The following is a 22,733-nucleotide window of genomic DNA, read 5'->3' on the forward strand; positions in this document are numbered from 1 at the left end:
ACGTCCTGCACTGGTCACACTGGCGCCGCCGCCGACAATTCCAAGCCCGCATCAGCCACTACAAACGACGCGGCCACACACCACCAGAAACTGCCCACACATCAGAACAAAGACCGTTGCAGTACTAGGGCGTGTTGCGAAAGTCCCGCCTGGCCCACGACGCCTGGCACGCGCACTCGCCGCGTTGTCGGGCTCGTCCACCTACGTCCAGTACGAGGACGACCCTCCGCCATGCGAGCGCACCCACCAGACGCCGTGGGCCACGCCCTCCGGGCGAACGCCGCTCCTTCCGAAACACGCCCTAGTCGGCCACGCCCCTGACCGCGATGACCTTGTCGATGTGCACGCGTACGAGGAGTTCACCCGGGACGCCGTTGCGGGCGCCGTACACCTCGGCCTGCTCGGGGCCCATGTAGCGATGGGCGATACGGGTCGCCCAGTCGCGGACCTCCGGCAGCTCCTCGCTGATCCGGGCCTTGCCCTCGATGACCACGAACGAGAACGGCGGACGGTCGTCGTCGACGCAGATGCTCACCCGGCCGTCACGGGCGAGGTTGCGGCCCTTGACGGTCGCCTTGCCGGTGTTGAGGACCAGGTCGTCCCCATCGAGGAGGAACCAGACCGGCGCGAGGTGCGGGCGCCCGTCGGCGCGGACGGTGGCGAGCTTGCCGGTACGGGTTCCCTCGCTGATGAATGCGCGCCATTCGGCGTCGATCATGGTGGCCATGCCACCCATGGTGCCCGAAGGGGGCCGGCTCCCGGCACAGGACGCCCCGGCGTCGGGTTCCCGGCAGATCCTGCCCGATGGATTGGAGAGCGCTCTCCAGCGCACTGAGTCGGGACGTGGGCCCGAGATCTCAGGCGGACTGCCGGATGACGAGGGTCGGTTCGAAGATGACGGAGGTGATGCGCTGCTGTGGTGTGGTGATGCGGTCCAGGAGGAGACGGGCCATTTCACCTGCCATGTCTTCCACGGGCTGGCGAATGGTGGTGAGTGCGGGGCGTGACGCGGTGGCGGCGCTGCTGTCGTCGAAGCCGATGACCTTGACGTCGTCGGGAACGTGGCGGCCGTGGTCGCGCAGAACGAGCAGGGCGCCCTGGGCCATCAGGTCGTTGGCGGCGAAGACCCCGTCGAGGCGGGGATGTTCGGCCAGCAGGCGTTCCATCGCGGCCTCGCCGCTGCCCTGGGTGAAGTTGCCCTCCGCGCACGGCACATAGGGGAAGCCGTGGCGGGCCATCGCCTCGCGGAAGCCGGTCAGCCGGTCCTGACTGGCCGGGACGTCCAGCGGACCGGAGATCGTCACCACCTCCCGGCAGCCGCGCTCCACCAGCCGGTCGGCCGCCAGCCGGGCCCCGTCCTGATGCGCGACATCGACATAGCTGATCGGGATCGGCCGGGCCGGCCGGGCGAACAGCACCGCGGGCACCCCCGCCTCGGTGATCTGCTCCGGCAGCGGGTCGCCCGCATGCGTGGACACCACCATCGCCCCGTCGGCGTTGCCCTGCCGCAGATACGCCACCACCTGGTCGCGCGCCGTGCCGGTCTCGGCCAGCATCAGCACCGGATGCATTCCCAACGGCCGCAAGAACCCCACCACACCACTGACCACCCGGCCGAAGAAGGGGTCGACGAACACCTCGCTCCGCACCGCGTCGTCCGGCCCGGGACCGCCCGCACCGGACACCACCAGCGCGATGGCCCCGGTACGCCGGGTCACGAGCGACCGGGCCGCGGTGTTGGGCACGTAGCCGGTCGCGGCGATGGCCTGGCGGACCGTCTCCTGGATGGCCGGGTCGACATTGCGGGTCCCGTTGATGACCCGGGAGACCGTCGCACGCGAGACACCCGCCACGCGGGCCACATCCTCCAGCGTGGGAGGTCCCGAAAGTGCCGGTCGGAGGACTTCGCTCATGTCGGTCTTTATAGCACGCCCGGGAGAGCGCTCTCCAGGAGTCACCACCCGGGAGCCGTCAGCGTATCGAACACCGCACCCCACCGCCCCCGCCTCGGCGCATTGGGACCTCCTCGCGCCGCATGCCGCGTCGATCTTGCACCGCCGCCGCACGGCTGGCAGGGTCGGCAGTCGGTGAACCATGGACACGGGGGCTGGAAACGGTGAGCGGTTCGCAGTGGCCGGCAGCGGTCGAAGAGGGCCTGTACCGCGTGCGCAACGTGGGCAGCGGCCTGTTGCTGGAGGTCGCCGACGGCCGCAGGAACAGCGGCGCCAACGTCCAGCAGGGCGTGGAGAACGGAACCGACGCGCAGCTCTGGCGGGTGCTCCCGATCCACGAAGGCAGCGCGCTCTACCACCTCGAGAACGTCCGGAGCGGCAAACGGCTCGACGTGGCGGGCGCCGCCACCGAGAACGGGGTGAACGTCCAGCAGTGGCGGCCCAACAACTTCGGCGCCCAGGAATGGCTGATCGAGCAGCACCTCGACGCACCCGGCACCGTCACCCTCGTGAGCGGCATCAGCGGCAAGACGCTGGAGGTCGCCGACGGCAGCAAGGAGGACGGCGCGAACGTTCAGCAGTGGGAGGACCAGGACGTCGCCTCCCAGTGGTGGACGCTGGAGCCGCAGTAACCTCCGGGATCTTCGATCACACAAAGTGAACGATCGTCGCTTTGAGCGAGTTCCCGGATCGGGAATGTGCGGGCGGTGGGTCGCGTTGAGACGAGCAGATACCGAATGACAATGACAATCATTACGTTCGGTGTCCTGGAGACCACCGCATTGGAAGGGAATTCCATGGCACGCAATGACGCCCGTCCGGTCATCACTCTGCGTTCGACGGCCGGCACCGGTCAGAGCTACGTCACGCGCAAGAACCGTCGCAACAACCCCGACCGTCTGGTGCTGCGCAAGTACGACCCGGCCGCCGGACAGCACGTCCTCTTCCGCGAGGAGCGCTGACCGCACGGATCAGCCGGATCACGCGAACACCGCGGATCAGGCCGCGCGCATCCCGCCGGCAACGAGGACCGGCCGCCCCACCCGTTCCGCACAACGGAAGGTATCTCCCATGAAGTTCGGCATCCACCCCGTCTCCCGCCCGGTCGTCTTCCGCGACCGTTCAGCGGACTTCGCATTCCTGACGCGTTCGACCGCGGGCAGTGACAAGACCGTGGAGTGGGAGGACGGCAGCACCTACCCCGTCGTCGACGTGGAGACGTCCTCGGCGAGCCACCCGTTCTACACGGGCACGTCCCGCGTGCTGGACACCGCGGGCCGCGTCGAGCGCTTCGAGCGCCGGTACGGTTCGCCCTCGTCCGGCGCGGGCTCCGCGAAGTAAGCACCACGCACCCACGAGGGGGCGGTACCGCCGGTATTCCTGGCGGTACCGCCCCCTCCCCCGTTCGCGGTTCCCTCCGCGGGTCCCTTGCGCGGTCCCTACTTCCGCGGCGCACCGCGGTACGTGCCGAAGAACCACCGGTTTCCCTCGGGGTCACGCGCGGCGAAGTCACGTGAGCCGTAGTCGGTATCGGTCAGTTCCATGATGATCTCGGCTCCGGCCGCTCGGGCGCGGTCGTACAGCGCGTCGGGCTCATCGGTGACGACGTAGGCGCCGAAGGTGCCCGGCACCAGGGCGACATGGTCCGCCGCGCCGTCCTCGGGGACGCTGCCGAGCATGATGCCGCCGCCCGGCGGCCAGTCGAGCTGGGCATGGTCGACGCGGTCGCCCTCGCCATACACGACGGTCTCCTCGAAGCCGAACGCCTCGACCAGGAACCGGATCAGCGCGCGCGCATCACGGGCGCGCAGACTGGGCCACACCTGGGGCGCGGGCTCCTTGCCGTCCGTGGCGGCGGTGGTGTCGGTCGTCTCGGTGGCATCGGTGCTCTCGGTGGCGTCCATGCGGGCCGGACCTCCTCGGGTCGGTGCTGCGGCGGAGCGGCTTCAGTGCTGGACGGCCCCGCTGTCCTCGTCCGATGTCCACTCTGCCGCCGAGGGGGCGGCGAAGGCTTGGACGTTTCGGAACTCCTCGGCCAGCCAGCGGCTCGGCGCGCAGCCGGCCAGGGAGCGGAACTCGCGCGCGAGGTGCGCCTGGTCGAAGTAGCCGCAGTCGGCCGCGAGATCCGCCAGACCGTTCGGAGTGCCGGGAGCGTACGTATCCGGCAGGCCGTCGCGACCGTCCAGGACGTCGCGTCCCCGGCCGCAGGCCCGGACGACCAGCAGCCGCCGCGCCCGGTCGAAACGGATGACCCGGGCCGCGGCCTTGGGGCTCAGTCCGATCTCGGTGTGGAACCGGCCGGCCAGATGCCTGCCGCTCCAGCCCACGTCCTTCGCGAGCGCCGACGCGGACAGCGCGCCCCCGGAGCGCAGCAACAGGTCCCAGGCGCGGACCACTTGTGGCGGGACAGCGGATTCCGGGCGCGCGTACCGCCACAGGATCCGGTCGAGGACGGCGAATCGCTGCCGCCAGTCGGGGGCGTCGCGCAGCCGGGCCCGTACCTCGTCGGCGAGCCGTCCCAGGACGGCGTCGGCCGGGATGTCGGCATTGGCGAGTTCACCCGCGGGGAGATGCAGCAGGGCGCGCGCGCCGAGCGGGCTGAGCGCCACCTGGATACCGGACTGCCGTCCGCCGTGGGTGATCAGCGCCGACGTGGTGTGCAGGCCGCCGAGCAGTGCGTCGTAGCGGCCGGGCGGCTGCCGTGGGTCGGGGTGCACTTCCACGGTCAGCGGGTCGTCGAGGGTGAAGATCAACGTCAGGAAGGGCGAGGGCATGCCGCGGTGCCGCGTGGGCGGGACACCGTCCTGCCGGTAACCGCAGTACCCCGCGATGTAGGGCCGCAGGGCGGGCGCGGGCAGGCACTGGACCGCCTCGTCGATCACGCCGGAGGGCGCGGTTGCCGTACGACCACTGTCCACCTGACCAGTATCGGCCGGACGGGACACGGATGCGCGATGGACGGCGGTTCAGGCGCTGCGGGTGTTCTTGCCGGCTGCGGTCTTCGCGGCGGTCTTCTTCGCCGGCTTCGCCGCGGTCTTCTTGGCGGTCGCCTTCGTGGCCGTCCCGCCCGCCGATTTCGTCGCCGTGGTCTTCTTCGCCGTGGTCTTCTTCGCGGTGGACTTCTTGGTGTCGCTGCTCTTGGGTGGCGATTTCTGCGCCGGGGCCGCGCGCTTGGCGGCGGTCTTCTTCGCCGGCTTCTTGATGGGCGTGACGGTCGCGTCGGTGGCGTTGTCGGGGCGGGTGCTCCTGGCCTGGGCGACGCTGGCCTCCAGGGCGGCCATCAGGTCGACGACCTTGCCGCCGCCTCCGGTTCCGTCGGCCGCGGACGGTGCTTCGCCGCCCTCGACCTTCGCACTGACGAGGGCCTGTACGGCTTCGGCGTAGTTGTCCGTGTACTCCTCCAGGTCGGCTTGGCCAAGGGCGTTGATGAGGGTGTCCGCGAGGTCGAGTTCGGCGTCGGTGATGTTCACCTTGCCGGTCGGGGCGGCCTCGGACGTCGACTTGACCTCGTCGGGCCAGCGCAGGGTCTGCAGGATCAGCACGTCGTCGTGGGCGCGCACCAGTGCGAGGTGCTCGCTGTTGTGCATCGCGAGCTTGCCGACGGCCGCCTTGCCGGACCGCTGGAGCGCTTCGCGCATCAGGACGTAGGCCTTGTTGGCGGTGGCATCGGCCGGGGCGAGGAAGTAGGGCGTGTCCAGCTTCAGGAAGTCGACGCTGTCGGCATCGAGGAACCCGCTCACCTCGATGGTCTTGGCCGTGGGGAGCGGCAGGGCCTTCAACTCGTCGTCGGAGATCTCGATCAGCTGATCGTCGGCCGTCTCGTACGCCCTGCCGATCTCGGCCTGGGTGAGGACCTGCTCGTCGAGTGCACAGACCTTCTGGAGACGCACCCGCCCGTGGTCGGCTGTATGGATCTGCCGGAAGCCGAGCTTGTGACTGCTGACGGCCGAGCCGAGCTTGACGGGTACGGCGACCAGGCCGAATGACAGAGTGCCGCTCCAGAGCGATCTCATCGTTTTATCCCTAAATGTGAGAGATTTCATACTATGCCGATCACGGAGATCGAGGGTCGCGAGCTGTCCCTCACCCACTTGGAGCGGATCCTGTATCCGCGGACCGGCACGACCAAGGGCGAACTGGTGCACTACTACGCCACCGTCGCCCCCGTCCTGCTGCCTCACCTGCGCGGCCGGCCCCTGTCGCTCCTGCGCGCCCCCAGCGGGGTGGACGCCACGTCGTTCTTCGCCAAGAGACCGCCGTCAGGTACCCCCAGCTGGGTGACGACGTCGGTCACCGAGCGCAGCGGCGGCGAGGAGATGGAGCAGGTGCAGATCAACGACCTCGCCACCCTCGTGTGGGCGGCGAACCTGGCGTGCATCGAGCTGCACGTCCCGCAGTGGAGGGCCGCCGCGCCCGGAACGGCGGACCGGCTCGTGTTCGACCTGGACCCCGGCGAGGACCGCACCGTGGTCGACTGCTGCGCCGTCGCCCTCCTGCTGCGTGAGCGGATGCGCGCCGACGGCATCGAGTCCTGGGCGAAGACGTCGGGCTCCAAGGGCCTGCATCTGTACGCGCCGCTGACCGGTGCCTCGCCCGAGCAGGCCGCGGCCTACGCCAAGGCGCTCGCGAAGGAGCTGGAGGCGGACCATCCCGACCAGGTGGTGTCGAGGATGACCAAGAATCTGCGCACCGAGAAGATCTTCATCGACTGGTCGCAGAACTCGGCGAAGAAGACCACCGCCGCCCCGTACACCGTCCGCGCCCGCGCCACGCCCACCGTGTCCACGCCCGTGTCGTGGGACGAGATCGAGGAGTGCGACGATCCGGAGCAGCTCACGTTCACCATCGCCGACGTCCCCGACCGGGTGGCCGAACACGGAGACCTGTTCGCTCCGCTCCTGGAGCGCAAGCGGGCCGGGAAGCTGCCGTCATGACGCGGCCCTCATGAGGCGGCCCTTGTGAACCGTCCGGATCCGGTCGTCGTGCGTCCGCAGGTCGACGTGATGCGCCCCCGCACGGAAGCCGGCATCCCGGCCGAGGACGCGCTGCCCGGCGGAGTGCAGTACAGCGTCAAGCTGGACGGATTCCGCACCGTCGCGTTCGCCCTCGGTGGCCGCACGGTCCTGCAGACCCGCTCCGGGCGCGACATCGCCGCCGAGTTCCCCGGCCTCGCCACCACCCTCACCCAGGCGTTGCCCGCCGGGCTCGTGCTCGACGGTGAGATCTGCGCCTGGGCCGACGGGAAGTTCGCCTTCACCGAGTTGCTGCGCCCCGACGCGCAGCGCCGTGCGGCGGGCATCGTCGTGGCGTACGTCGCTTTCGACTGCCTCGCCGTTCCCGGCAGCGACATCCGGGACCTGCCGCTCGCCGACCGCTGGAAGCTGCTGCGCACGGCGTTGCGCGACCTGGCACCGCAGGTGCAGACCGTGCTGGCGACTACGGACCGCGCCGTGGCGCTGGACTGGTACGAGACCCTGGTGCCGCACGGCGTGGAGGGCCTGGTCTGCAAGGGGCTCGGCTCCGCCTACCGGCCCGGCGCCAGGCCGGGGTGGATCAAGGTGCGGCACGCCGAGACCGTCGACGCCCGGCTGGTCGGCGTCATCGGCTCGGAACGGCGCCCCGACTCGGTGCTGGTCGAGTTCGACGACGCGACCCGCGCGCAGACCTCACCCCGTCTCGACCCGGTCACCGCAGGGCGGATCGCGGCGGCGGTCGCCGGCCTGCTCGGTCCGGAGGTCCGGGACGAGGACGGATCGCCCCTGCGACCGGTGCGCGAGGGCCCGTTGGTCGAGGTCCGTGTGCGCACGGGACGGCAGGCGACCGTACGGTTCGTCCGGATCCGGGGCGACGACGCCGTCTGACGGGTGCCCGTCCTCGGTGACGCACACCCGCAGAGCTATGCCTTGTGCTCGCGGAGCTGTTCCTTGTGGTCGCGCCAGCGGTCCATCATCGAATGCAGTTCCTTCTGCAGGAAGGCGAAGAACTCCGCGGTCTCCTCGAGGCGGGAGCCGGCCTGGGTGCCGGAGCCGAGCGCCTCGACACCGGCGCGCAGGGTGTGCTCCCACCGGCCGATGATCGCGTCCCGGCGGCCGCCAGGGCCGCACCGTCGAAACCGGCACCCTCGGTGAACTGCGCCATCTCACCCGCACCGCGATCTCCGCCGAACTCGACGGCTCCCCGCACGGGTTGGCGGACCTGCCCGGAGTGCACGGCCTGGACATCCGGGGCCACCGGGTCAGCCTGCAGGTCGACACCGATCAACTCGACGCCGTTCTGCGGCAGCTCGGCGAGTCCGGGGTACGCGGTCTGACCAGTCGGCCGCCGACCCTCGAAGAGCTCTTCCTGCGCCACTACCAGGCCGTGCCGGACGCGGTGTCCCGATGAGCGCCACCGACGTCGGTGTCCGGGTGGGCAGCGGGGGCAGCGTCACCGGCACCGGTGTGCTGACCCGGCTGGCGCTGCGCCGGGACCGGATCATGATCCCGGTCTGGGTCTACGCCCTGACCGCCGCGGTGCTCAGCACCTGCCTCTCCCTGGGCACGTTGTACGGCACGCTCAAGGAGCGGACGGACTTCGCCCGCAGCATGAACGTCAACAGTTCCCTGCGGGCGCTGTACGGACCGGCGTTCAGCGGGGAGAGCATCGGTGCGCTCACCGCTTGGCGGATGGGGTGTATCGGTGCCGCGCTCACCGGTCTGATGAGCATCCTCGTCGTGGTCCGGCACACCCGCGAGGAGGAGGAGAGCGGCCGCCAGGAACTGCTCAGCTCCGGCGTGGTGGGACGGCGTGCCCCGCTCACCGCGGGACTGCTGACCGCTCTGACGGCAAGTGCCGCCCTCGCGCTGATCGTCGCCACCGCACTGTCGGTGCTCGGCCAGTCGGTCGCCGGATCGGCCGCCCTGGGCCTCGCCCTCGCGGGCAGCGGGCTGATGTTCGCGGGCGTCGCGGCGGTCACCGCCCAGCTCACCGCGAGCGCTCGGGTCGCCAAGGGGCTTGCCGGGGCTCGCGTTCCTGCTCCGCGCCGCCGGCGACGCGGCGGCGGACGCCGCGTCACCCCTCGTGTGGGCCTCGCCGCTCGGCTGGACCGAGAACCTCCGGCCGTTCGCCGGGGACCGGTGGTGGGTGCTCGGGCTCGTCGCCGCCTTCACCGCGGTGATGACCGGGGCCGCCTACGTCCTGGTGGCGAGACGTGACCTGGGCGCAGGGCTGCTCCCGGCCCGCCCCGGGCCGGCCGAGGGCGCGGCGGCACTGAACGGCCCGTTCGCCCTCGCCTGGCGGCTGCAGCGCGGCGCCCTGTACAGCTGGGCCGCCGGATTCGCCGTCGCGGGAGCGCTCTACGGCTCGGTGGGCAACTCGATCTCCGGCATCGTCGAGGACAACGCGCAGCTGGGGGACATGGTCCGCCGGATGGGAGGACCCGGAGCCCTGACCGACTCCTTCTTCGCCACCGCCATGGGACTGCTCGGGATGCTCGCCGCGGCCTACGCCGTGCAGAGCACACTGCGGCTGCGCTCGGAGGAGACCGGCCGACTGGCGGAACCCCTGCTGGCCAACGCCGTCGGCCGCGTGCGCTGGGCCTGCAGCCACCTGGTGTTCCCCGCCCTCGGCACGCTCGTGCTGCTCGCGGTCGGCGGACTGTCCGCGGGGCTGGCCTACGGCGCCACCATCGGCGACATCAGCGGGCAGCTGCCCACGCTGACCGGAGCGGCGCTTGCCCAGGCTCCGGCGGTGTGGGTCACCGCGGCACTGACCCTGGTGCTCTTCGGCTGGCTGCCGGAGGCCTCCGCGGCGGCTTGGGGAGTCTTCGCCGCCCTTCTCCTGTGCGGGCAGCTCGGTCCCGTGCTGCCCCAGCTGATGCTGGATCTCTCACCGTTCACCCACCTGCCCAAGGCGCCGGGCGGACCGCAGACGGCGGCGCCTTACGTATGGCTCGTCCTCGCCGCTGCCGTGGCGGCGGCCGTGGGTCTGACCGGTTTCCGCCGCCGTGACCTCGCCGGCGATTGAGAGGAGTGAAGGGAGTGAACGCAATACGCCACAAGAGATGCGCCGGGCCGCTCGAACGCGCAGCCTAGGGATATGGATCCAGAAGCGCAGCAGGTCGTCGTCTACCCGCTGGAGAACGGCACACGGCGGGTGACGATCGGCGGGACGCCGGTCGGCCGCGCGTACTCGCTCCCGGACATCGTGGAGTTCCTGCGCCGGGCCGGTCTGGACGACGTGGAGGTCGAGGACCATCCGCTCATCGACTGGCGTGGTGGCGGGCCCGAGGTGCAGGCCCGGCCCGAGTGACCGCTGGGGCGCTCTGCCCGGTTTCCGTCCCCGGCCCGGTGAAGACCGCTGCTAGAAGGGCAGTTTGGCCAGCGCCTCGGATCCCCGGTAGCCCTCGGGCACGCCCTCGGCGAAGATGACGTCCATCTCGATGTTGTCGGTCCTGAACGGGAGGATCGCCTGATAGGCCTCCGAGTCGTACCAGGCGCGGGCCTTGGCCCGGTCGGGGAACTCGATGATGATCAGGCCGCCGGTCCAGCTGCCCTCCAGGACCTCCCGCTCGCCGTCGTGCACGAGGAACCGGCCGCCGAAGGGGTCCATGGTGTCGGAGACGTGGCGCAGGTACTCCGCGATCTCCGGACTCGGGTTGACGATCTTGCGGACATAGGCGACGGCGTAGGTGGACATCGATCCTCCAGGGATGCGGTTGCTCCGGCTGTCACAGGTGCCGCTTCCGGCCCCTGCTGCTGAGCCCGACACTACGATCGGCCGCGCCCTGCGGAATCCGTCATCCTTAGGTACTTCCCGACACCCGTCGGCCCGCGCGTCCCCGCCGCGGGGCGTGGCTCTACCCTGAGCTGGTGCGCCACTTGATCAAATCCCCCGCCGCCGAAACCCCTGCCGCCGAGACCTGCGCGGTGCCCCCGCAGCGGTCCGTCACAGCAGCCGGTCCTGTCCGTGGAGCGGCCCGTACGAGGCTGGAGGCCACGGCGCGCATCGTCACCGATGTCCTGCAGCCCCGCAACGTCCTGCTCGCCGGTCTGGTCGGCGTCGGGACGGCCGCGGGGGGCAACGTGAGCGGTGCGGCGTGGGGGCTGTTCGCGGCACTGTGCGCCGGGGTCATTCCGGCCGCTTACATCGAGTGGGAGCGCAAGCGCGGCACCTGGGGCGACCGGCATGTCGTGGACCGTACGCAGCGGGCACCGATCTTCGCCGTCATCCTCGGCTCCATCGGGGTCGGTTCCGCGGTGATGCTGCTGGCCCACGCGCCGGCCGACATCCTCATCGCGATGGTCTCGCTGTGGGCGGTGACCGTCGTCCTGCTGGCCGTGAACACGTTCTGGAAGATCAGCGTGGACTCGGCGGTGGCCTCCGGCGTCGTCGCGCTGCTGGCCGCCGTCGCCTCGCCCTGGTGGCTCCTCGGCTACGTCCTGGTCGCCGCCGTGTGCTGGTCGCGCGTCGCGCTGACCTACCATTCCGTCGCCCAGACCGTGGCCGGCGCGTCGGTCGGCGCGGCGAGCGCCGCGATGTTCGTACTGCTGTAGACGCAGCCGATCCGCCGGGCGCACCGACCGCCGCGGTGGCTAGACGACCTTCACATTCAGCGCGTGCGGGCCCTTGGGGCCGTCGCCGAGCTCGTACTCCACCGCTTTGTCGTCGGCGACGTTGCCCTCGATGTTCTTGCCGTGGACGAAGACGTCAGGGCCGCCGTCGGCCGGGGTGATGAAACCGAAGCCCTTCCCCGGGTTGAACCACTTGATCTTGCCGTTGAGCTTCGCCATCGATGTGCCTTCGCCTCGCCTGGATGATCCAGCCAAGTTACCCGCTCCGCCGGGGTCCCCCGCGACACGCGGGCGTCCGCCCGCCCGCCGGCCTGCCCGATTCGTCGTATCGCCCCACGCGGACCTGCGCCGTGGAAGGATTCCGGTCCATCGGCGCTCAGGGGGCGACATGGATGCCAGCAGCAGGAATGTGCACGTCGATTTCGACGGTGAGCAGGTGACGATCCAGCGGCCCGGCCTGCTCAGCAAGCGGGTGGAGCGGCTTCCGGTCGCCCGGATCGGAGCCGTCCGCTGGAAGGCCGCCGGCTGGACCGGCTACGGGAGCATCCGCTTCATCCTGCTGGGCGGAAACACGGGAGGCACCGGCAGCGGCCCTGCTCCGAGAACCGACTCTTCGGTGTCCTTCGGCAAGGAGCAGCAGGCGGACTTCGAGGTGCTGTGCAGGGCCGTCGAGGCCGCGATCGGCAAGCAGTCCCGGGCCCCCAGAACGCCCGCCGCGCCGCCGCCCGTCTCACTGGCGGACGAGTTGGAGCGGCTCGCGGGTCTGATGAAGCGCGGCCTGCTGACCCGGCCGGAGTTCGAGCGGGCGAAACGCAAACTGCTCCGCTGACCTGGCCCGTCACGGCTCCCGGAAACGCCTCGCCCCGGTCCACGAGGACCGGCGCGAGGCGTTTCCGACCGAGCCGGGAGACCTAGGAAGCAGCGGGCACGGGAACGGCGTGCGGAGTGCACACGACGTCGTGACCGTCGAGCTTGCCCTTGATCAGGTAGTCGTCCACCCGGCTGTTGATGCACGGGTTGACCAGACCGGTGACGCCGTGCGAGCCGGCGCCGTTCTCCGTGATGAGCTCCGAGCCCTGCAGACGCCGGTGCATCTCGAGCGCCCCGGTGTACGGCGTGGCCGCGTCACGGGTGCTCTGCACGATGAGGACACCGGGCAGCCCGCGGTGCGACCGCACGTCGACCGGGGTCTGCTGCTTGACGCCCCAGGTGGCGCACGGCAGGTTCATCCAGGCGTTGGACCAGGTCAGGAAGGGGTAGTTCTTGTGGAGCTCCGTGTTGTCACGGTCCCACTTCTTCCAGCTGGTCGGCCACTTGGTGTCGGTGCACTCCACCGCGGTGTACACCGCGGTGCCGTTCTCCGACGAGATGTTGCCCGCGGTGTCGGACATGTCCGGTCCCGCGGCACCGACGAGCGCCTGGGTGTCACCCGCGCGGTACTTGCTCCACACGCCCGCGACACTGGCCCACGACGAGTCGTAGTACGCAGCGCCCTGGAAGAAGCCGAGCAGCTCGGCCGGGCCGACGACCCCGCCGATCGGGTTCGCCTTGGCGGCGGCGCGCAGGGCTTCCCATTGCGTCTGCACCTTCGCCGGGGTGTCACCGATGTGGTAGACGGAGTCGTACTTGGCGACCCACGCCTTCCAGTCGTCCCAGCGACCCTGGAAGGCCACGTCCTGGTCCAGGTTGTTCTGGTACCAGACCTGGTCGTCGTCCGGGTTGACCACACTGTCGATGATCATGCGGCGCACGTGGGTCGGGAAGAGCGTGGCGTACACACCACCGAGGTAGGTGCCGTAGGAGACGCCGATGTAGTTCAGCTTCTTCTCGTGCAGGGCGGCGCGCACCACGTCGATGTCGCGGGCCGTGTTGGCCGTCGTCATCTGCGAGAGCATCTGCGCGCCGGTGCGCTCCAGGCAGCCCTTGGCGTACGCGGCGGCGAGCTTGCGCTGCGCGAGCTTGTCCGCCTCACCGCTGGGCACCGGGTCGGCCTTGGGGGCCTTCACGTACTCCTGCGGGTCCTGGCAGGAGATCGGCGCCGAGTGGCCGACGCCGCGCGGGTCGAAGCCCACGAAGTCGTACGCCTTGGCGGTGTTCACCCACAGCGCCGACTTGTTGGTGATCCGGAGCGGGAACCGCATACCCGAACCGCCGGGGCCGCCGGGGTTGTAGAGCAGTGCGCCCTGGCGCTCGGCCGGGGTGCCGGTGCTGCCGGCCCGGTCGACCGCGATCTTGATGGTCTTGCCGAACGGCTTGGCGTAGTCCACCGGAACGGTGACGTAGCCGCATTGGACAGGGGCCGGGAAGCCCCAGTCGGCCGGACACGTGGCCCAGTCGATGCCCTTCTCGGCCGCACGGGCGGCCGCGATCTGCACGCCGATGGACTCGGCGAGTCCGCTCGGCCGGTGCTGGCCGGTGGGCCGCTTGTCTCCGGCGGTGGCCGCCGGAGCGGCGGCTATGGCGCCCGCTATGAGGGCGCCGGTGGAGACGAGCACAACAGTGCGTCTCAAGGAAATTCCTCCCCCTACTGACCCGCGACTTGTGGCCACGGTGATCACAGAGATTCGAAAGGATCCTTTCGGCTGTGAGGTGGCTGTGAACAGGTCACACCGGCGATTCTTTACCAACCCGTGACATGGTGTGCGACCTGGCGGCCTCGGCGAGCCCGCGGATGTAGGGATGCGGCACCGAGCCGTCCCCCGCGAGTTCCGGCTGGAAGAGCGTGGCCAGGAAGAAGGGGTGCCCCGGCAGTTCGGCGATCCTCGGCTGCCCGTCGGTGTCATGTCCGGTGAACCGCAGCCCGTGCTCCCGCAGTCGCGGCAGCAGGTCGGTCACCGGCCCGTAGTCGCAGTGGAAGCGCTCCTGCGTCCCGCGGCTGCCGAGCAGCCGTTCGGCGAGCGAGCCGGGCGTGGTGTGCACCGCTCCCTCATGGCCCACGAGGGAGCAGGCGAGCGGCGCGATGAGCAGATCACCGTCCCCGTCGGGGTTGTTCTCCGCGTGCCGGGCGTCGCCGAGGCCGCAGACGGTGCGGGCGAACTCCAGCAGCGCGTGCTGGAAGCCACCGCAGGTCCCGAGGAACGGGATGCCGTTCTCCCTGGCCGTGCGGACGGCCGCCAGCGCGCCCGCCTCACTGCGGTACGGGCTGCCGGGCAGCAGCCAGACGGCGTCGAAGCCGGCCACGGCGCCAGGCCGGGCGGCCTCCTCCGTCGGGATCCAGTACGCGTCGGCCGGCAGCCCATGACGCTCGCGCAGCGCGTCCAGCAGGACAGGGACCCGTTGGTGGGAGCGGACGGACGGAGAGCGGTCGCCGACCAGGGCGATCCGCGGGGCGGGGTACGGGGCGGGGTGCGCGGCAGGAACGGCGGCAGTGGCGGCGATATCCGCAGGTTCGGTGGTCATGGAGTTCATCCTGCGACCGGCCGGGCATCACGTCCAACGATGATGAGTGGTCCCCCCATCAGTGATACTGATGCTCATGGATCCGCATCTGCTGCGCACCTTCACGACCGTCGTCCGGCTCGCGTCGTTCTCCGCCGCCGCACGGGAACTGGGCTACACCCAGTCCGCCGTCTCGCAGCACATCGCCGCCCTGGAGTCCGATCTCGGGGTGGAACTGCTGGGCCGCCGGCCGGTGGCGCCCACCGAGGCGGGCACCCGGCTGCTGGAGCACGCGGGTCCGCTGCTGCTGCGGATGGCGGCGGCCCGCGCCGAGGTGGTGCGGGCGGCGCACTTCCCCGCGGCGCGGCTGGTGCTCGGCGCGTCCCCGCTGGCGTTCGGCGACCGTACGGCACTCGCTCTCGCCCGGCTCCGGGCCGCGGCGCCGCGCACCGACGTGACCGTACGGCTGCTGGAGCGGGCCGGAGTCGTCGCCGGGGTGGCCTGCGGTGACATCGATCTCGGCCTGGTGGACGGCGCGGCGGCGCCCAGCGATCCGCTGCGGCTGCCCGACGCCGGTCCGCTGCACACGGCCGGCGTCGGCGAGGAGCCGCTGGCCGTCCTTCTGCCGGACGGTCATCCGCTGGCCGCACGGGACGGCCTGCGGCTGACCGACCTGATCGACGCGCTGTGGCTGGACGCCCCGGACGCCGCGATCCCGCTGGGTGAACTGCGCGCGGCGTGCGGCAACGGCTTCCGCCCCGGGCCGCGTTACAACGGCGCGGACGTGCGGGCCGTGCTCGCCCTGGTGCGGGCCGGGCACGGACTGGCGCTGCTGCCGGCGTCGGTCGCCGGGGCCGGCGGCGTGCCGTTGTCCGCTCCGCGGCTGGTGCACCGCACGGAGTCGCTGCACCGGGGTGACCCGGGCCCGGCGGCGCTGCACCTGACGGAACTGCTCAGCGCGTCGGAGTGAGTGCGACCTGGCAGGGGCGCCCATGCGGGAGGGTCAACTCGCGGGCGCGGTCAGCTCCACCCGTAGCGCTCCGTCAGCCGTCCCACCACGCGGTCGAAGCGCGGACGGTCCAGCGCGCAGGCCTCCCGGCGCATCCCGTCGGGGTGCACGCGCAGCACGCGGTCGAGGTCGACCCAGGACTCGCGGCCGGCCGCGTCCCAGGAACCGGTGCCGATCGGCACCCATTCGCGGTCCTCGTCATGGCGCTTGCTGGACAGCTGGACCGCCAGCAGCGTGCCGGCCGACTCGCGGGCCACCACCAGCACCGGCCGGTCCTTGCCGCGGCCGTCGTTCTCCTCGAACGGCACCCATGTCCAGACGATTTCGCCGGGATCCGGGTCGCCGTCGCGGTCGGGCGCGTACGTCGTGCGTACCGGTCCGACCTCGTGGGGCTGTGCCTCGCGCGTCGCGGTCGGGCCTTCGCGGCCGGGGGACGGGGCCGGTACCGCTGCGTCGTTGATCGAAGTGCTCATCCGGCCACGCTAACGCGTCCTGCCGCGGCCGTCTTCGGGTGATGGGCACCGGAACCGTCACCGTTCGGCATCACCGTGCGTATCGCCGTGTCGAGCAGCCGGCGCAGGCACAACGCGTCGGGTGCCACGGCCGTGACCAGGACGGCGGGGCCGGCGAGCGGGGTGCTGACGGCCTGGCCGCTGTCCGGGTCCGCCGCGAGGATTGCGGCTGTCGGCGGCTCATCGCCGAAGTCGGGTGACACGACGAGCAGTTGGCCGACGGCACGGTACCGGTACAGGACCGCAGGACCGTCCCAGCCCGGGATGCCGGGACCGAACGACAGCTCCTGGTCCAGCAGGGGCTCCCCGGCGCGGTGGACGGTCAGCCGGGTGGTGAGCCGCCCCGGCCGCTCCCCCGCGCGGCCGAGGACCTGCTCGTCGCGGTAGACGAGCCGGGCGTCCGCCGCGAGCTCGACACGAGTGGTCATCCGCAGGTCGCTGCCCGCGGCCGCGATGACCTGCTCGGGCAACCAGCGCAGGACCGCGTCCTCGCCGACGTCCAACCGCACGTCGTACGTGGCGGGTTCACCGGACGTGCCCGGCAGCGAGATGGTCGCGGCCGCGCTGGTCACCGTCAGCTCGGCGCCCGCGCCCACCTCGGCGGACAGCTCCAGCCGGTCGCCACCCAGCGGGGCGCTCATCGCGCCGATGACCGTGACCTGGGCGCCGCGGCCGGTGGCCCGGGTGCGGCGCAGCGCGAACGGACCGTCGCCGGCGAGCACCGGCAGGGCGGTTCCGCCGCGCCCGTCGGCCACGGCGGTGATGCGGGCGGCGGCGCGGACTCCACCGGCGCGCAACCCGCCCGCGACAGCGGCGGTCATGCCCGGTCCGCGGTCCAGGCGGCGAGCCGCTCGCGGATCCAGTCGGCGACCGGGGCGATACCGCCCTCGGCGGTCAGCGCGGTGAAGACGACCGGGAGGTCGCCGCGCTGGGCCGCGGCGTCGCGCGCCATGACGCCGAGGTCGGCGCCCACCAGCGGGGCGAGGTCGGTCTTGTTGATGACCAGCAGGTCCGAGGTGGTCACGCCGGGCCCGCCCTTGCGCGGGATCTTGTCGCCGCCCGCGACGTCGATGACGAAGATCTGCGCGTCCACCAGTCCCTTGGAGAACGTGGCCGTGAGGTTGTCGCCGCCCGACTCGACCAGGACGAGGTCCAGCGGCCCGACCGCGTCCTCCAGGTCCTCGACGGCTTCGAGGTTGGCGGAGATGTCGTCACGGATCGCGGTGTGCGGGCAGGCGCCGGTCTCCACGGCGCTGATGCGCTCGGGGGGCAGGACCGCGTTGCGCAGCAGGAACTCCGCGTCCTCGCGGGTGTAGATGTCGTTGGTGACGACCGCGATGGACAGCTCGTCGCGCAACCGGCGGCAGAGCGCGGCGACGGTGGCGGTCTTGCCGGAGCCGACCGGTCCGCCGAGGCCGACCCGCAGGGCCCGGCGGGTGCCGTCGGGGCGCCGGGCGGGGGTGCCGTAGGTGTAGCGCTCGGGATAGGTGTCCGGGTGGTCGAGGTGCATGGTCGGCTCCGGGGTCGGTCGGACGGCGGTGGACGGTCGGGAGGTTCGCGGTCGTCCCGGGGTCAGGAGGCGAAGAGGCGGACGGGCCAGGCGGCGTGCTGCTCGGCGTGGATGTCGAGCAGCGGGGCGGACGCGGCGGGCAGCGCTTGGAGACCCTCCGTCGCGGCGCGGACGGCGGCCAGGGCGGCACGTTCGGCCACGGCGTCGAGTTCGGGAGCGAGGCGGGCCAGGACGGCGCCGACGGAGAAGGGGTCGAGACCGAGCAGCCGGACGGCGGCGGTGGTCGGGCCGGTGACGGATTCGTAGGCCGCCACGTGCGCCGCGTCCAGTGGGGTCAGGCCCGCGGCGCGGGCGGTGACGCCGAGCACGATCGGCTGATGGGCGCCGCGCGGCCGGGCGGCGGCGAGCCGGTCGAGTTCCGCGGCGGGCCAGGCGGCCCGCGCGGCGCGCATCAGTTGCCGGCCGAGTTTGCGGGCGGTGGCGCGCAGTACGGGTGACGGGGTGCGGGCGTCGGCCGCGGCGTCGAGCAGCAGCGGATCGAGGCCGGTGGTGGCCGCCGCGGCGAGCGCGGCGGCCACCAGCCCCGAGGTGTGCAGCCGGCCCCGGCAGAAGGCGGCGAGACTGGCCGGGTCATGGATGAGACCCGCCGTGACGGCTGCCTCGCCGCCTCCGGAGTGGGCGTGGCCGCCGGCCGGGAACCGTCCGTCGGCCAGCATCAGCAGCGCGGCCCTGGCGGCGGGGGCCGGTGCCGTCGCGGTCACCGTGGCACTCGGCGTCATCAGAAGAGGAAGTAACGCTGGGCCATGGGCAGTTCGGCAGCGGGTGCCGGTTCGACGACCTCGCCGTCGATGCGCACGGTGAAGGTGTCGGGGTCGACCTCGACCCGCGGCAGGGCGTCGTTCTCCCGCATGTCGGCCTTGGTCAGCGCCCGGGTGCTGCGGATCGGCAGGAACCGCTTGCCCAGGCCGAGCCGGTCCGGGAGGCCGTCGTCGAGCGCGGTCTGCGTGGTGAAGTTGAAGGAGTTGGCGGCCGGTGCCCGTCCGACGGCGCCGAACATCGGCCGCGGCAGCACTGGTTGGGGGGTGGGAATGGAGGCGTTGGCGTCGCCCATCTGCGCGTAGGCGATCTGGCCGCCCTTGATGACGAGCAGCGGCTTGACGCCGAAGAACGCCGGTTCCCACAGGACGAGGTCGGCGAGCTTCCCGGTCTCGACGGAGCCGATCTCCTGGTCCAGGCCCTGCGCCACCGCCGGGTTGATGGTGTATTTGGCGACATAGCGACGAGCCCGGTGGTTGTCGGCGCGCCCGTCCCCGGGCAGTGATCCGCGGCGCTTCTTCATCACGTGCGCGGTCTGCCAGGTCCGCAGCACGACCTCGCCGACCCGTCCCATGGCCTGGGAGTCGGAGCTGATGATGCTGATCGCGCCGAGGTCGTGCAGGAAGTCCTCGGCGGCGATGGTCGAGGGCCGGATGCGCGATTCGGCGAAGGCGAGGTCCTCGGGGACGGCCGGGTTGAGGTGATGGCAGACCATCAGCATGTCGAGGTGCTCCTCGACGGTGTTGACGGTGTGCGGCCGGGTGGGATTGGTCGAGGACGGCAGGACGTTGGGCCGGGAGACGACGGTGATGATGTCGGGTGCGTGCCCGCCGCCCGCGCCTTCCGTGTGGTAAGCGTGGATGCCGCGGCCCGCGATGGCGGCGAGGGTGTCCTCGACGAAGCCGGCCTCGTTCAGGGTGTCGGTGTGGATGGCGAGCTGGGCTCCGGTGGCGTCGCACACCGTCAGACAGGCGTCGATCGCGGCCGGGGTCGCCCCCCAGTCCTCATGGATCTTGAATCCCACCGCTCCGCCGCGCAGTTGGCTGTACATCGCCTCGGACGACACGGTGTTGCCCTTGCCGAGCAGTCCGATGTTGACCGGATACGCCTCCAGCGCCGCGAACATCCGGGCCAGGTGCCAGGGTCCGGGGGTGATGGTGGTCGCCCTGGTGCCCTCGGCGGGGCCGGTGCCGCCGCCGACGATGGTCGTCACCCCGGCGGACAACGCCTGGTCGACGACGGTCGGCGAGATGAAGTGGACATGCGCGTCGACCGCTCCGGCGGTGAGGATCCTGCCGTTGCCCGCGATGATCTCGGTCTCGGGTCCGATGACCAGGTCCGGATGCACACCGTCCATCGTCTCGGGGTTCCCGGCCTTGCCGATCGCGGCGATACGGCCGTCCCGGATCCCGATGTCCGCCTTGACGACGCCCCAGTGGTCCAGGACGACCGCGCCGGTGATGACGGTGTCGGGGGTGCCTTCCGCGCGGGTCGCCCGGGACTGGCCCATGGACTCGCGGATCACCTTCCCGCCGCCGAAGACCGCCTCGTCGCCGGAGCCGGCCGGGCCGCCGGACAGATCGCGTTCGACCTCGATCAGCAGGTCGGTGTCGGCGAGCCGGATCCGGTCGCCCGCCGTCGGGCCGAACAGGTCGGCGTATACGGCTCGGGTGAGTTCAGCCATCGAGGGCTCCCGCGGTCTCGCCGCGCAGCCCGGCGACGATGCGCGCACCGCCGATGGGCACCAGCTCCACCGCGACCGGGATACCGGGCTCGAAGCGCACGGCGGTGCCGGCGGCGATGGACAGCCGCAGGCCGTGCGCGGCCGCGCGGTCGAAGTCCAGACCGGGGTTGGTCTCGGCGAAGTGGTAGTGGGAGCCGACCTGGACCGGACGGTCGGCGGTGTTGAGCACCGTCAGCCGGGTGACGGGCTTTCCCTCGTTGAGCGGTACGGGCTCGTCGGCGTGGAGGATCTCTCCGGGAATCATCGGTGGGCCTCCTCGTCAGACGATCGGGTCGTGCACGGTGACCAGCTTGGTCCCGTCGGGGAAGGTGGCCTCGACCTGCACGTCCGGGATCATCTCGGGGATGCCGTCCATGACGTCGGTCCGGCTCAGCACCGTGCGGCCCGAGGCCATCAACTCGGCGACGCTGCGGCCGTCGCGGGCACCTTCGAGGATGTGCGCGGTGATCAGCGCGATGGACTCGGGGTGGTTGAGCCGCAGACCGCGCGCGCGGCGCCGGTCCGCCACATCGGCGGCGACGTGAATGAGCAGGCGCTCCTGCTCATGGGGGGTCAGTTGCACGGCCACACCTCACAGTCGATCGGGTGCGGAACGGTAGTTCGGCGGCGTTTCACCCGCGTTAACTCACGTTACGCGCAGTGCCCAGGTCGGAGCCGGCACCATGGTTCGGGCGGCCTGCCGTGTCGTGGGTCCTTGGAGCGTCTTAGCGGTTCCTTTGCAACGCCTTTGCCTGACTTCGTCCGTTCACCGGAACTTCCTGTCCGGTTATCGCCCTTGACGCCTCATCCGGGACCGCCGGATCATCATGTCCGCATCAAAGAGACTTCTGGCCAGAAGACGCTCCTGCGCGCCGTGGTCGACGCCGCGGCGTGCCTCGTTCGTTCCGCGCCCCCACCACGGAAAACGGAGCACCACGTGTCCACAAGACTGACGCTGCGCCATGCCCTGACCGCCATCGGCGCGGTCACCGCGCTCTCGGCGGCCCTCATCGGCGCATCGCCCGCGGCCACTGCCGCGGCCCCGGCCTCCCCCGCGCCGACCGTCGCCGCACCGGACATCCCGGTCGCGAACGTCAAGGCGCACCTGACCCAACTGCAGTCCATCGCCACCGCGAACAGCGGCAACCGCGCCCACGGACGGCCCGGCTACAAGGCCTCACTCGACTACGTCAAGGGCAAGCTGGACGCGGCCGGCTACACCACGACGATCCAGCAGTTCACCAGCAGCGGCGCCACCGGCTGGAACCTCATAGCCGACTGGCCGGGCGGCGACGCCAACCATGTGGTGATGAGCGGTGCGCACCTGGACTCCGTCACCGCGGGACCCGGTATCAACGACGACGGGTCGGGCACCGCGGGCACCCTGGAGGTCGCCCTCGCCGTCTCGCGCGCCGGCCTGCAGCCCACCAAGCACCTGCGGTTCGGCTGGTTCGGCGCCGAGGAGCTGGGGATGATCGGCTCCAAGTACTACGTCAACAACCTGCCGGCCGCCGAGCGGTCGAAGATCGACGCCTATCTCAACTTCGACATGATCGGCTCGCCCAACCCCGGGTACTTCGTCTACGACGACAACGGGCCGCTCGAGACGGTCTTCAAGGACTTCTTCGCCACCAGGGGCATCCCGACCGAGATCGAGACCGAGGGTGACGGCCGTTCCGACCACGCCCCGTTCAAGAGCGCGGGTGTGCCGGTCGGCGGGCTGTTCAGCGGCGCGGACTACACCAAGACCGCGGCACAGGCACAGAAGTGGGGCGGCACCTCGGGCCAGGCGTTCGACGCCTGCTACCACCGCTCGTGCGACACCTCCGCCAACCTCAACGACAGCGCGCTGGACAACAACAGCGACGCCATCGCCTACGCGGTCTGGAACCTGAGCACCGGGACCACGACACCGCCGACCGGCACGGTCTTCGAAAACACCACGGACGTCGCCATCCCGGACGCGGGCGCGGCCGTCACCTCGTCGGTCACCGTCAGCGGTATCGCGGGCAACGCGCCCAGTGCCCTGCAGGTAGGCGTCGACATCGTCCACACCTACCGCGGCGACCTCGTCATCGACCTGGTCGCCCCCGACGGCAGCACCTACCGCCTGAAGAACTCCAGCGGCTCGGACTCCGCCGACAACGTCGTGACCACGTACACCGCCAACGCCTCCAGCGAGGTCGCCAACGGCGTCTGGAAGCTCAAGGTCCAGGACGTCGCCCGCGTCGACACCGGCTACATCAACAGCTGGAAGCTGACCTTCTGACGCACTGAGCGCG

The 22,733-nt window shown here is 71.2% G+C and carries 26 protein-coding genes and 2 pseudogenes; 12 read left to right on the forward strand and 16 right to left on the reverse strand.

Annotated elements, in window-relative coordinates:
* Positions 1-301: 301 nt before the first annotated feature.
* Positions 302-718 (reverse strand): PPOX class F420-dependent oxidoreductase, encoded by a 417-nt coding sequence (locus tag O3W51_RS23750; RefSeq protein ID WP_381587252.1) that lies wholly within the window; start codon positions 716-718, stop codon positions 302-304.
* 139 nt (positions 719-857) lie between these two features.
* Positions 858-1,913, reverse strand: coding sequence for a LacI family DNA-binding transcriptional regulator (locus O3W51_RS23755; RefSeq protein WP_138354534.1), 1,056 nt, complete (start codon positions 1,911-1,913; stop codon positions 858-860).
* A 203-nt stretch (positions 1,914-2,116) separates the two neighbouring features.
* On the opposite strand from O3W51_RS23755, the gene O3W51_RS23760 reads away from it, so the two are divergent.
* The 3 genes from O3W51_RS23760 (at position 2,117) to O3W51_RS23770 (ending at position 3,293) form a co-directional block, all read left to right on the forward strand.
* Positions 2,117-2,584 carry an RICIN domain-containing protein gene (locus tag O3W51_RS23760; RefSeq protein ID WP_244808989.1) on the forward strand — a complete coding sequence of 156 codons (468 nt, stop codon included), beginning with the start codon at positions 2,117-2,119 and terminating at the stop codon, positions 2,582-2,584.
* Positions 2,585-2,749: 165 nt separating this feature from the next.
* On the forward strand, positions 2,750-2,914 hold the full coding sequence (rpmG, locus tag O3W51_RS23765) for a 50S ribosomal protein L33 (RefSeq protein ID WP_138354532.1): 165 nt from the start codon (positions 2,750-2,752) through the stop codon (positions 2,912-2,914).
* Between the two features lie 109 nt (positions 2,915-3,023).
* Positions 3,024-3,293 carry a type B 50S ribosomal protein L31 gene (locus O3W51_RS23770; RefSeq protein WP_138354531.1) on the forward strand — a complete coding sequence of 90 codons (270 nt, stop codon included), beginning with the start codon at positions 3,024-3,026 and terminating at the stop codon, positions 3,291-3,293.
* A gap of 98 nt (positions 3,294-3,391) precedes the next feature.
* On the opposite strand, the gene O3W51_RS23775 is transcribed toward O3W51_RS23770, so the two are convergent.
* From O3W51_RS23775 to ku, 3 genes are read right to left on the reverse strand one after another with little or no spacing between them, the layout of a single operon-like run.
* Positions 3,392-3,856, reverse strand: coding sequence for a VOC family protein (locus tag O3W51_RS23775; RefSeq protein ID WP_138354530.1), 465 nt, complete (start codon positions 3,854-3,856; stop codon positions 3,392-3,394).
* A 42-nt stretch (positions 3,857-3,898) separates the two neighbouring features.
* Positions 3,899-4,870, reverse strand: coding sequence for a helix-turn-helix domain-containing protein (locus tag O3W51_RS23780; protein WP_244808990.1), 972 nt, complete (start codon positions 4,868-4,870; stop codon positions 3,899-3,901).
* Between the two features lie 48 nt (positions 4,871-4,918).
* Positions 4,919-5,965 (reverse strand): non-homologous end joining protein Ku, encoded by a 1,047-nt coding sequence (ku, locus tag O3W51_RS23785; protein ID WP_138354529.1) that lies wholly within the window; start codon positions 5,963-5,965, stop codon positions 4,919-4,921.
* 33 nt (positions 5,966-5,998) lie between these two features.
* Between ku and ligD the strand changes: the two genes are divergently transcribed.
* The 5 genes and pseudogenes from ligD (at position 5,999) to O3W51_RS23810 (ending at position 10,241) form a co-directional block, all read left to right on the forward strand.
* Positions 5,999-6,886, forward strand: a complete 888-nt coding sequence (gene ligD, locus O3W51_RS23790) for a non-homologous end-joining DNA ligase (protein ID WP_138354528.1) — start codon at positions 5,999-6,001, stop codon at positions 6,884-6,886.
* Positions 6,887-6,910: 24 nt separating this feature from the next.
* On the forward strand, positions 6,911-7,813 hold the full coding sequence (locus O3W51_RS23795) for an ATP-dependent DNA ligase (protein ID WP_269287316.1): 903 nt from the start codon (positions 6,911-6,913) through the stop codon (positions 7,811-7,813).
* Positions 7,814-8,042: 229 nt separating this feature from the next.
* Positions 8,043-8,336 (forward strand): annotated as a pseudogene (locus O3W51_RS23800) (ATP-binding protein DrrA1-3 family domain-containing protein); the annotation flags it as partial.
* Positions 8,333-9,956, forward strand: a pseudogene (locus O3W51_RS48920) (ABC transporter permease). The pseudogenes O3W51_RS23800 and O3W51_RS48920, both read left to right, overlap by 4 nt.
* 72 nt (positions 9,957-10,028) lie before the next feature.
* Entirely contained in the window at positions 10,029-10,241 is a 213-nt protein-coding gene (locus tag O3W51_RS23810; RefSeq protein ID WP_138354526.1) for a hypothetical protein, read from the forward strand.
* 51 nt (positions 10,242-10,292) lie between these two features.
* Here O3W51_RS23810 and O3W51_RS23815 read toward each other — a convergent pair whose 3' ends face one another.
* Entirely contained in the window at positions 10,293-10,628 is a 336-nt protein-coding gene (locus O3W51_RS23815; RefSeq protein ID WP_138354525.1) for a DUF1330 domain-containing protein, read from the reverse strand.
* A gap of 290 nt (positions 10,629-10,918) precedes the next feature.
* Here O3W51_RS23815 and O3W51_RS23820 point away from each other — a divergent pair, with 290 nt between their 5' ends.
* Positions 10,919-11,485, forward strand: a complete 567-nt coding sequence (locus O3W51_RS23820) for a hypothetical protein (RefSeq protein ID WP_138354564.1) — start codon at positions 10,919-10,921, stop codon at positions 11,483-11,485.
* 39 nt (positions 11,486-11,524) lie between these two features.
* Here the strand turns inward: O3W51_RS23820 and O3W51_RS23825 are convergent, their stop codons facing one another.
* Positions 11,525-11,722 (reverse strand): cold-shock protein, encoded by a 198-nt coding sequence (locus O3W51_RS23825; protein ID WP_138354524.1) that lies wholly within the window; start codon positions 11,720-11,722, stop codon positions 11,525-11,527.
* Positions 11,723-11,891: 169 nt separating this feature from the next.
* On the opposite strand from O3W51_RS23825, the gene O3W51_RS23830 reads away from it, so the two are divergent.
* On the forward strand, positions 11,892-12,332 hold the full coding sequence (locus O3W51_RS23830; RefSeq protein ID WP_138354523.1) for a DUF4429 domain-containing protein: 441 nt from the start codon (positions 11,892-11,894) through the stop codon (positions 12,330-12,332).
* Between the two features lie 82 nt (positions 12,333-12,414).
* On the opposite strand, the gene O3W51_RS23835 is transcribed toward O3W51_RS23830, so the two are convergent.
* Positions 12,415-14,013, reverse strand: a complete 1,599-nt coding sequence (locus O3W51_RS23835) for an alpha/beta hydrolase (RefSeq protein WP_138354522.1) — start codon at positions 14,011-14,013, stop codon at positions 12,415-12,417.
* 94 nt (positions 14,014-14,107) lie between these two features.
* Positions 14,108-14,902: a CTP synthase C-terminal region-related (seleno)protein gene (locus tag O3W51_RS23840; protein WP_198358554.1), complete on the reverse strand. Its 795-nt coding sequence runs from the start codon at positions 14,900-14,902 to the stop codon at positions 14,108-14,110.
* Positions 14,903-14,978: 76 nt separating this feature from the next.
* Here O3W51_RS23840 and O3W51_RS23845 point away from each other — a divergent pair, with 76 nt between their 5' ends.
* Complete coding sequence (locus O3W51_RS23845; protein WP_198358555.1) at positions 14,979-15,851, forward strand: LysR family transcriptional regulator; 873 nt, start codon at positions 14,979-14,981, stop codon at positions 15,849-15,851.
* Positions 15,852-15,901: 50 nt separating this feature from the next.
* Here O3W51_RS23845 and O3W51_RS23850 read toward each other — a convergent pair whose 3' ends face one another.
* The 7 genes from O3W51_RS23850 to O3W51_RS23880 all read right to left on the reverse strand — a co-directional run bounded on the left by O3W51_RS23850 (position 15,902) and on the right by O3W51_RS23880 (position 21,034).
* Entirely contained in the window at positions 15,902-16,363 is a 462-nt protein-coding gene (locus tag O3W51_RS23850; protein ID WP_138354519.1) for a type II toxin-antitoxin system PemK/MazF family toxin, read from the reverse strand.
* Entirely contained in the window at positions 16,360-17,223 is an 864-nt protein-coding gene (locus tag O3W51_RS23855) for an urease accessory protein UreD (RefSeq protein ID WP_138354518.1), read from the reverse strand. The genes O3W51_RS23850 and O3W51_RS23855 overlap by 4 nt, the downstream gene beginning before the upstream one ends.
* Entirely contained in the window at positions 17,220-17,912 is a 693-nt protein-coding gene (ureG, locus tag O3W51_RS23860) for an urease accessory protein UreG (RefSeq protein WP_138354517.1), read from the reverse strand. Before ureG ends, O3W51_RS23855 begins: the two co-directional genes overlap by 4 nt.
* Before the next feature lie 62 nt (positions 17,913-17,974).
* Positions 17,975-18,691: an urease accessory protein UreF gene (locus O3W51_RS23865; protein ID WP_138354516.1), complete on the reverse strand. Its 717-nt coding sequence runs from the start codon at positions 18,689-18,691 to the stop codon at positions 17,975-17,977.
* Complete coding sequence (locus tag O3W51_RS23870; RefSeq protein WP_138354515.1) at positions 18,691-20,412, reverse strand: urease subunit alpha; 1,722 nt, start codon at positions 20,410-20,412, stop codon at positions 18,691-18,693. Before O3W51_RS23870 ends, O3W51_RS23865 begins: the two co-directional genes overlap by 1 nt.
* Positions 20,405-20,716: an urease subunit beta gene (locus tag O3W51_RS23875; protein WP_138354514.1), complete on the reverse strand. Its 312-nt coding sequence runs from the start codon at positions 20,714-20,716 to the stop codon at positions 20,405-20,407. Before O3W51_RS23875 ends, O3W51_RS23870 begins: the two co-directional genes overlap by 8 nt.
* Before the next feature lie 15 nt (positions 20,717-20,731).
* Positions 20,732-21,034 carry an urease subunit gamma gene (locus O3W51_RS23880; RefSeq protein WP_138354513.1) on the reverse strand — a complete coding sequence of 101 codons (303 nt, stop codon included), beginning with the start codon at positions 21,032-21,034 and terminating at the stop codon, positions 20,732-20,734.
* A 354-nt stretch (positions 21,035-21,388) separates the two neighbouring features.
* Here O3W51_RS23880 and O3W51_RS23885 point away from each other — a divergent pair, with 354 nt between their 5' ends.
* A complete protein-coding gene (locus tag O3W51_RS23885; protein ID WP_244808992.1) occupies positions 21,389-22,720 on the forward strand; it encodes a M28 family metallopeptidase in 1,332 nt (443 codons plus the stop codon).
* The last annotated feature ends 13 nt before the right edge of the window (positions 22,721-22,733 follow it).

The sequence above is a fragment of the Streptomyces sp. H39-C1 genome (genome assembly GCF_027158125.1).
GTDB lineage: Bacteria > Actinomycetota > Actinomycetes > Streptomycetales > Streptomycetaceae > Actinacidiphila > Actinacidiphila fildesensis.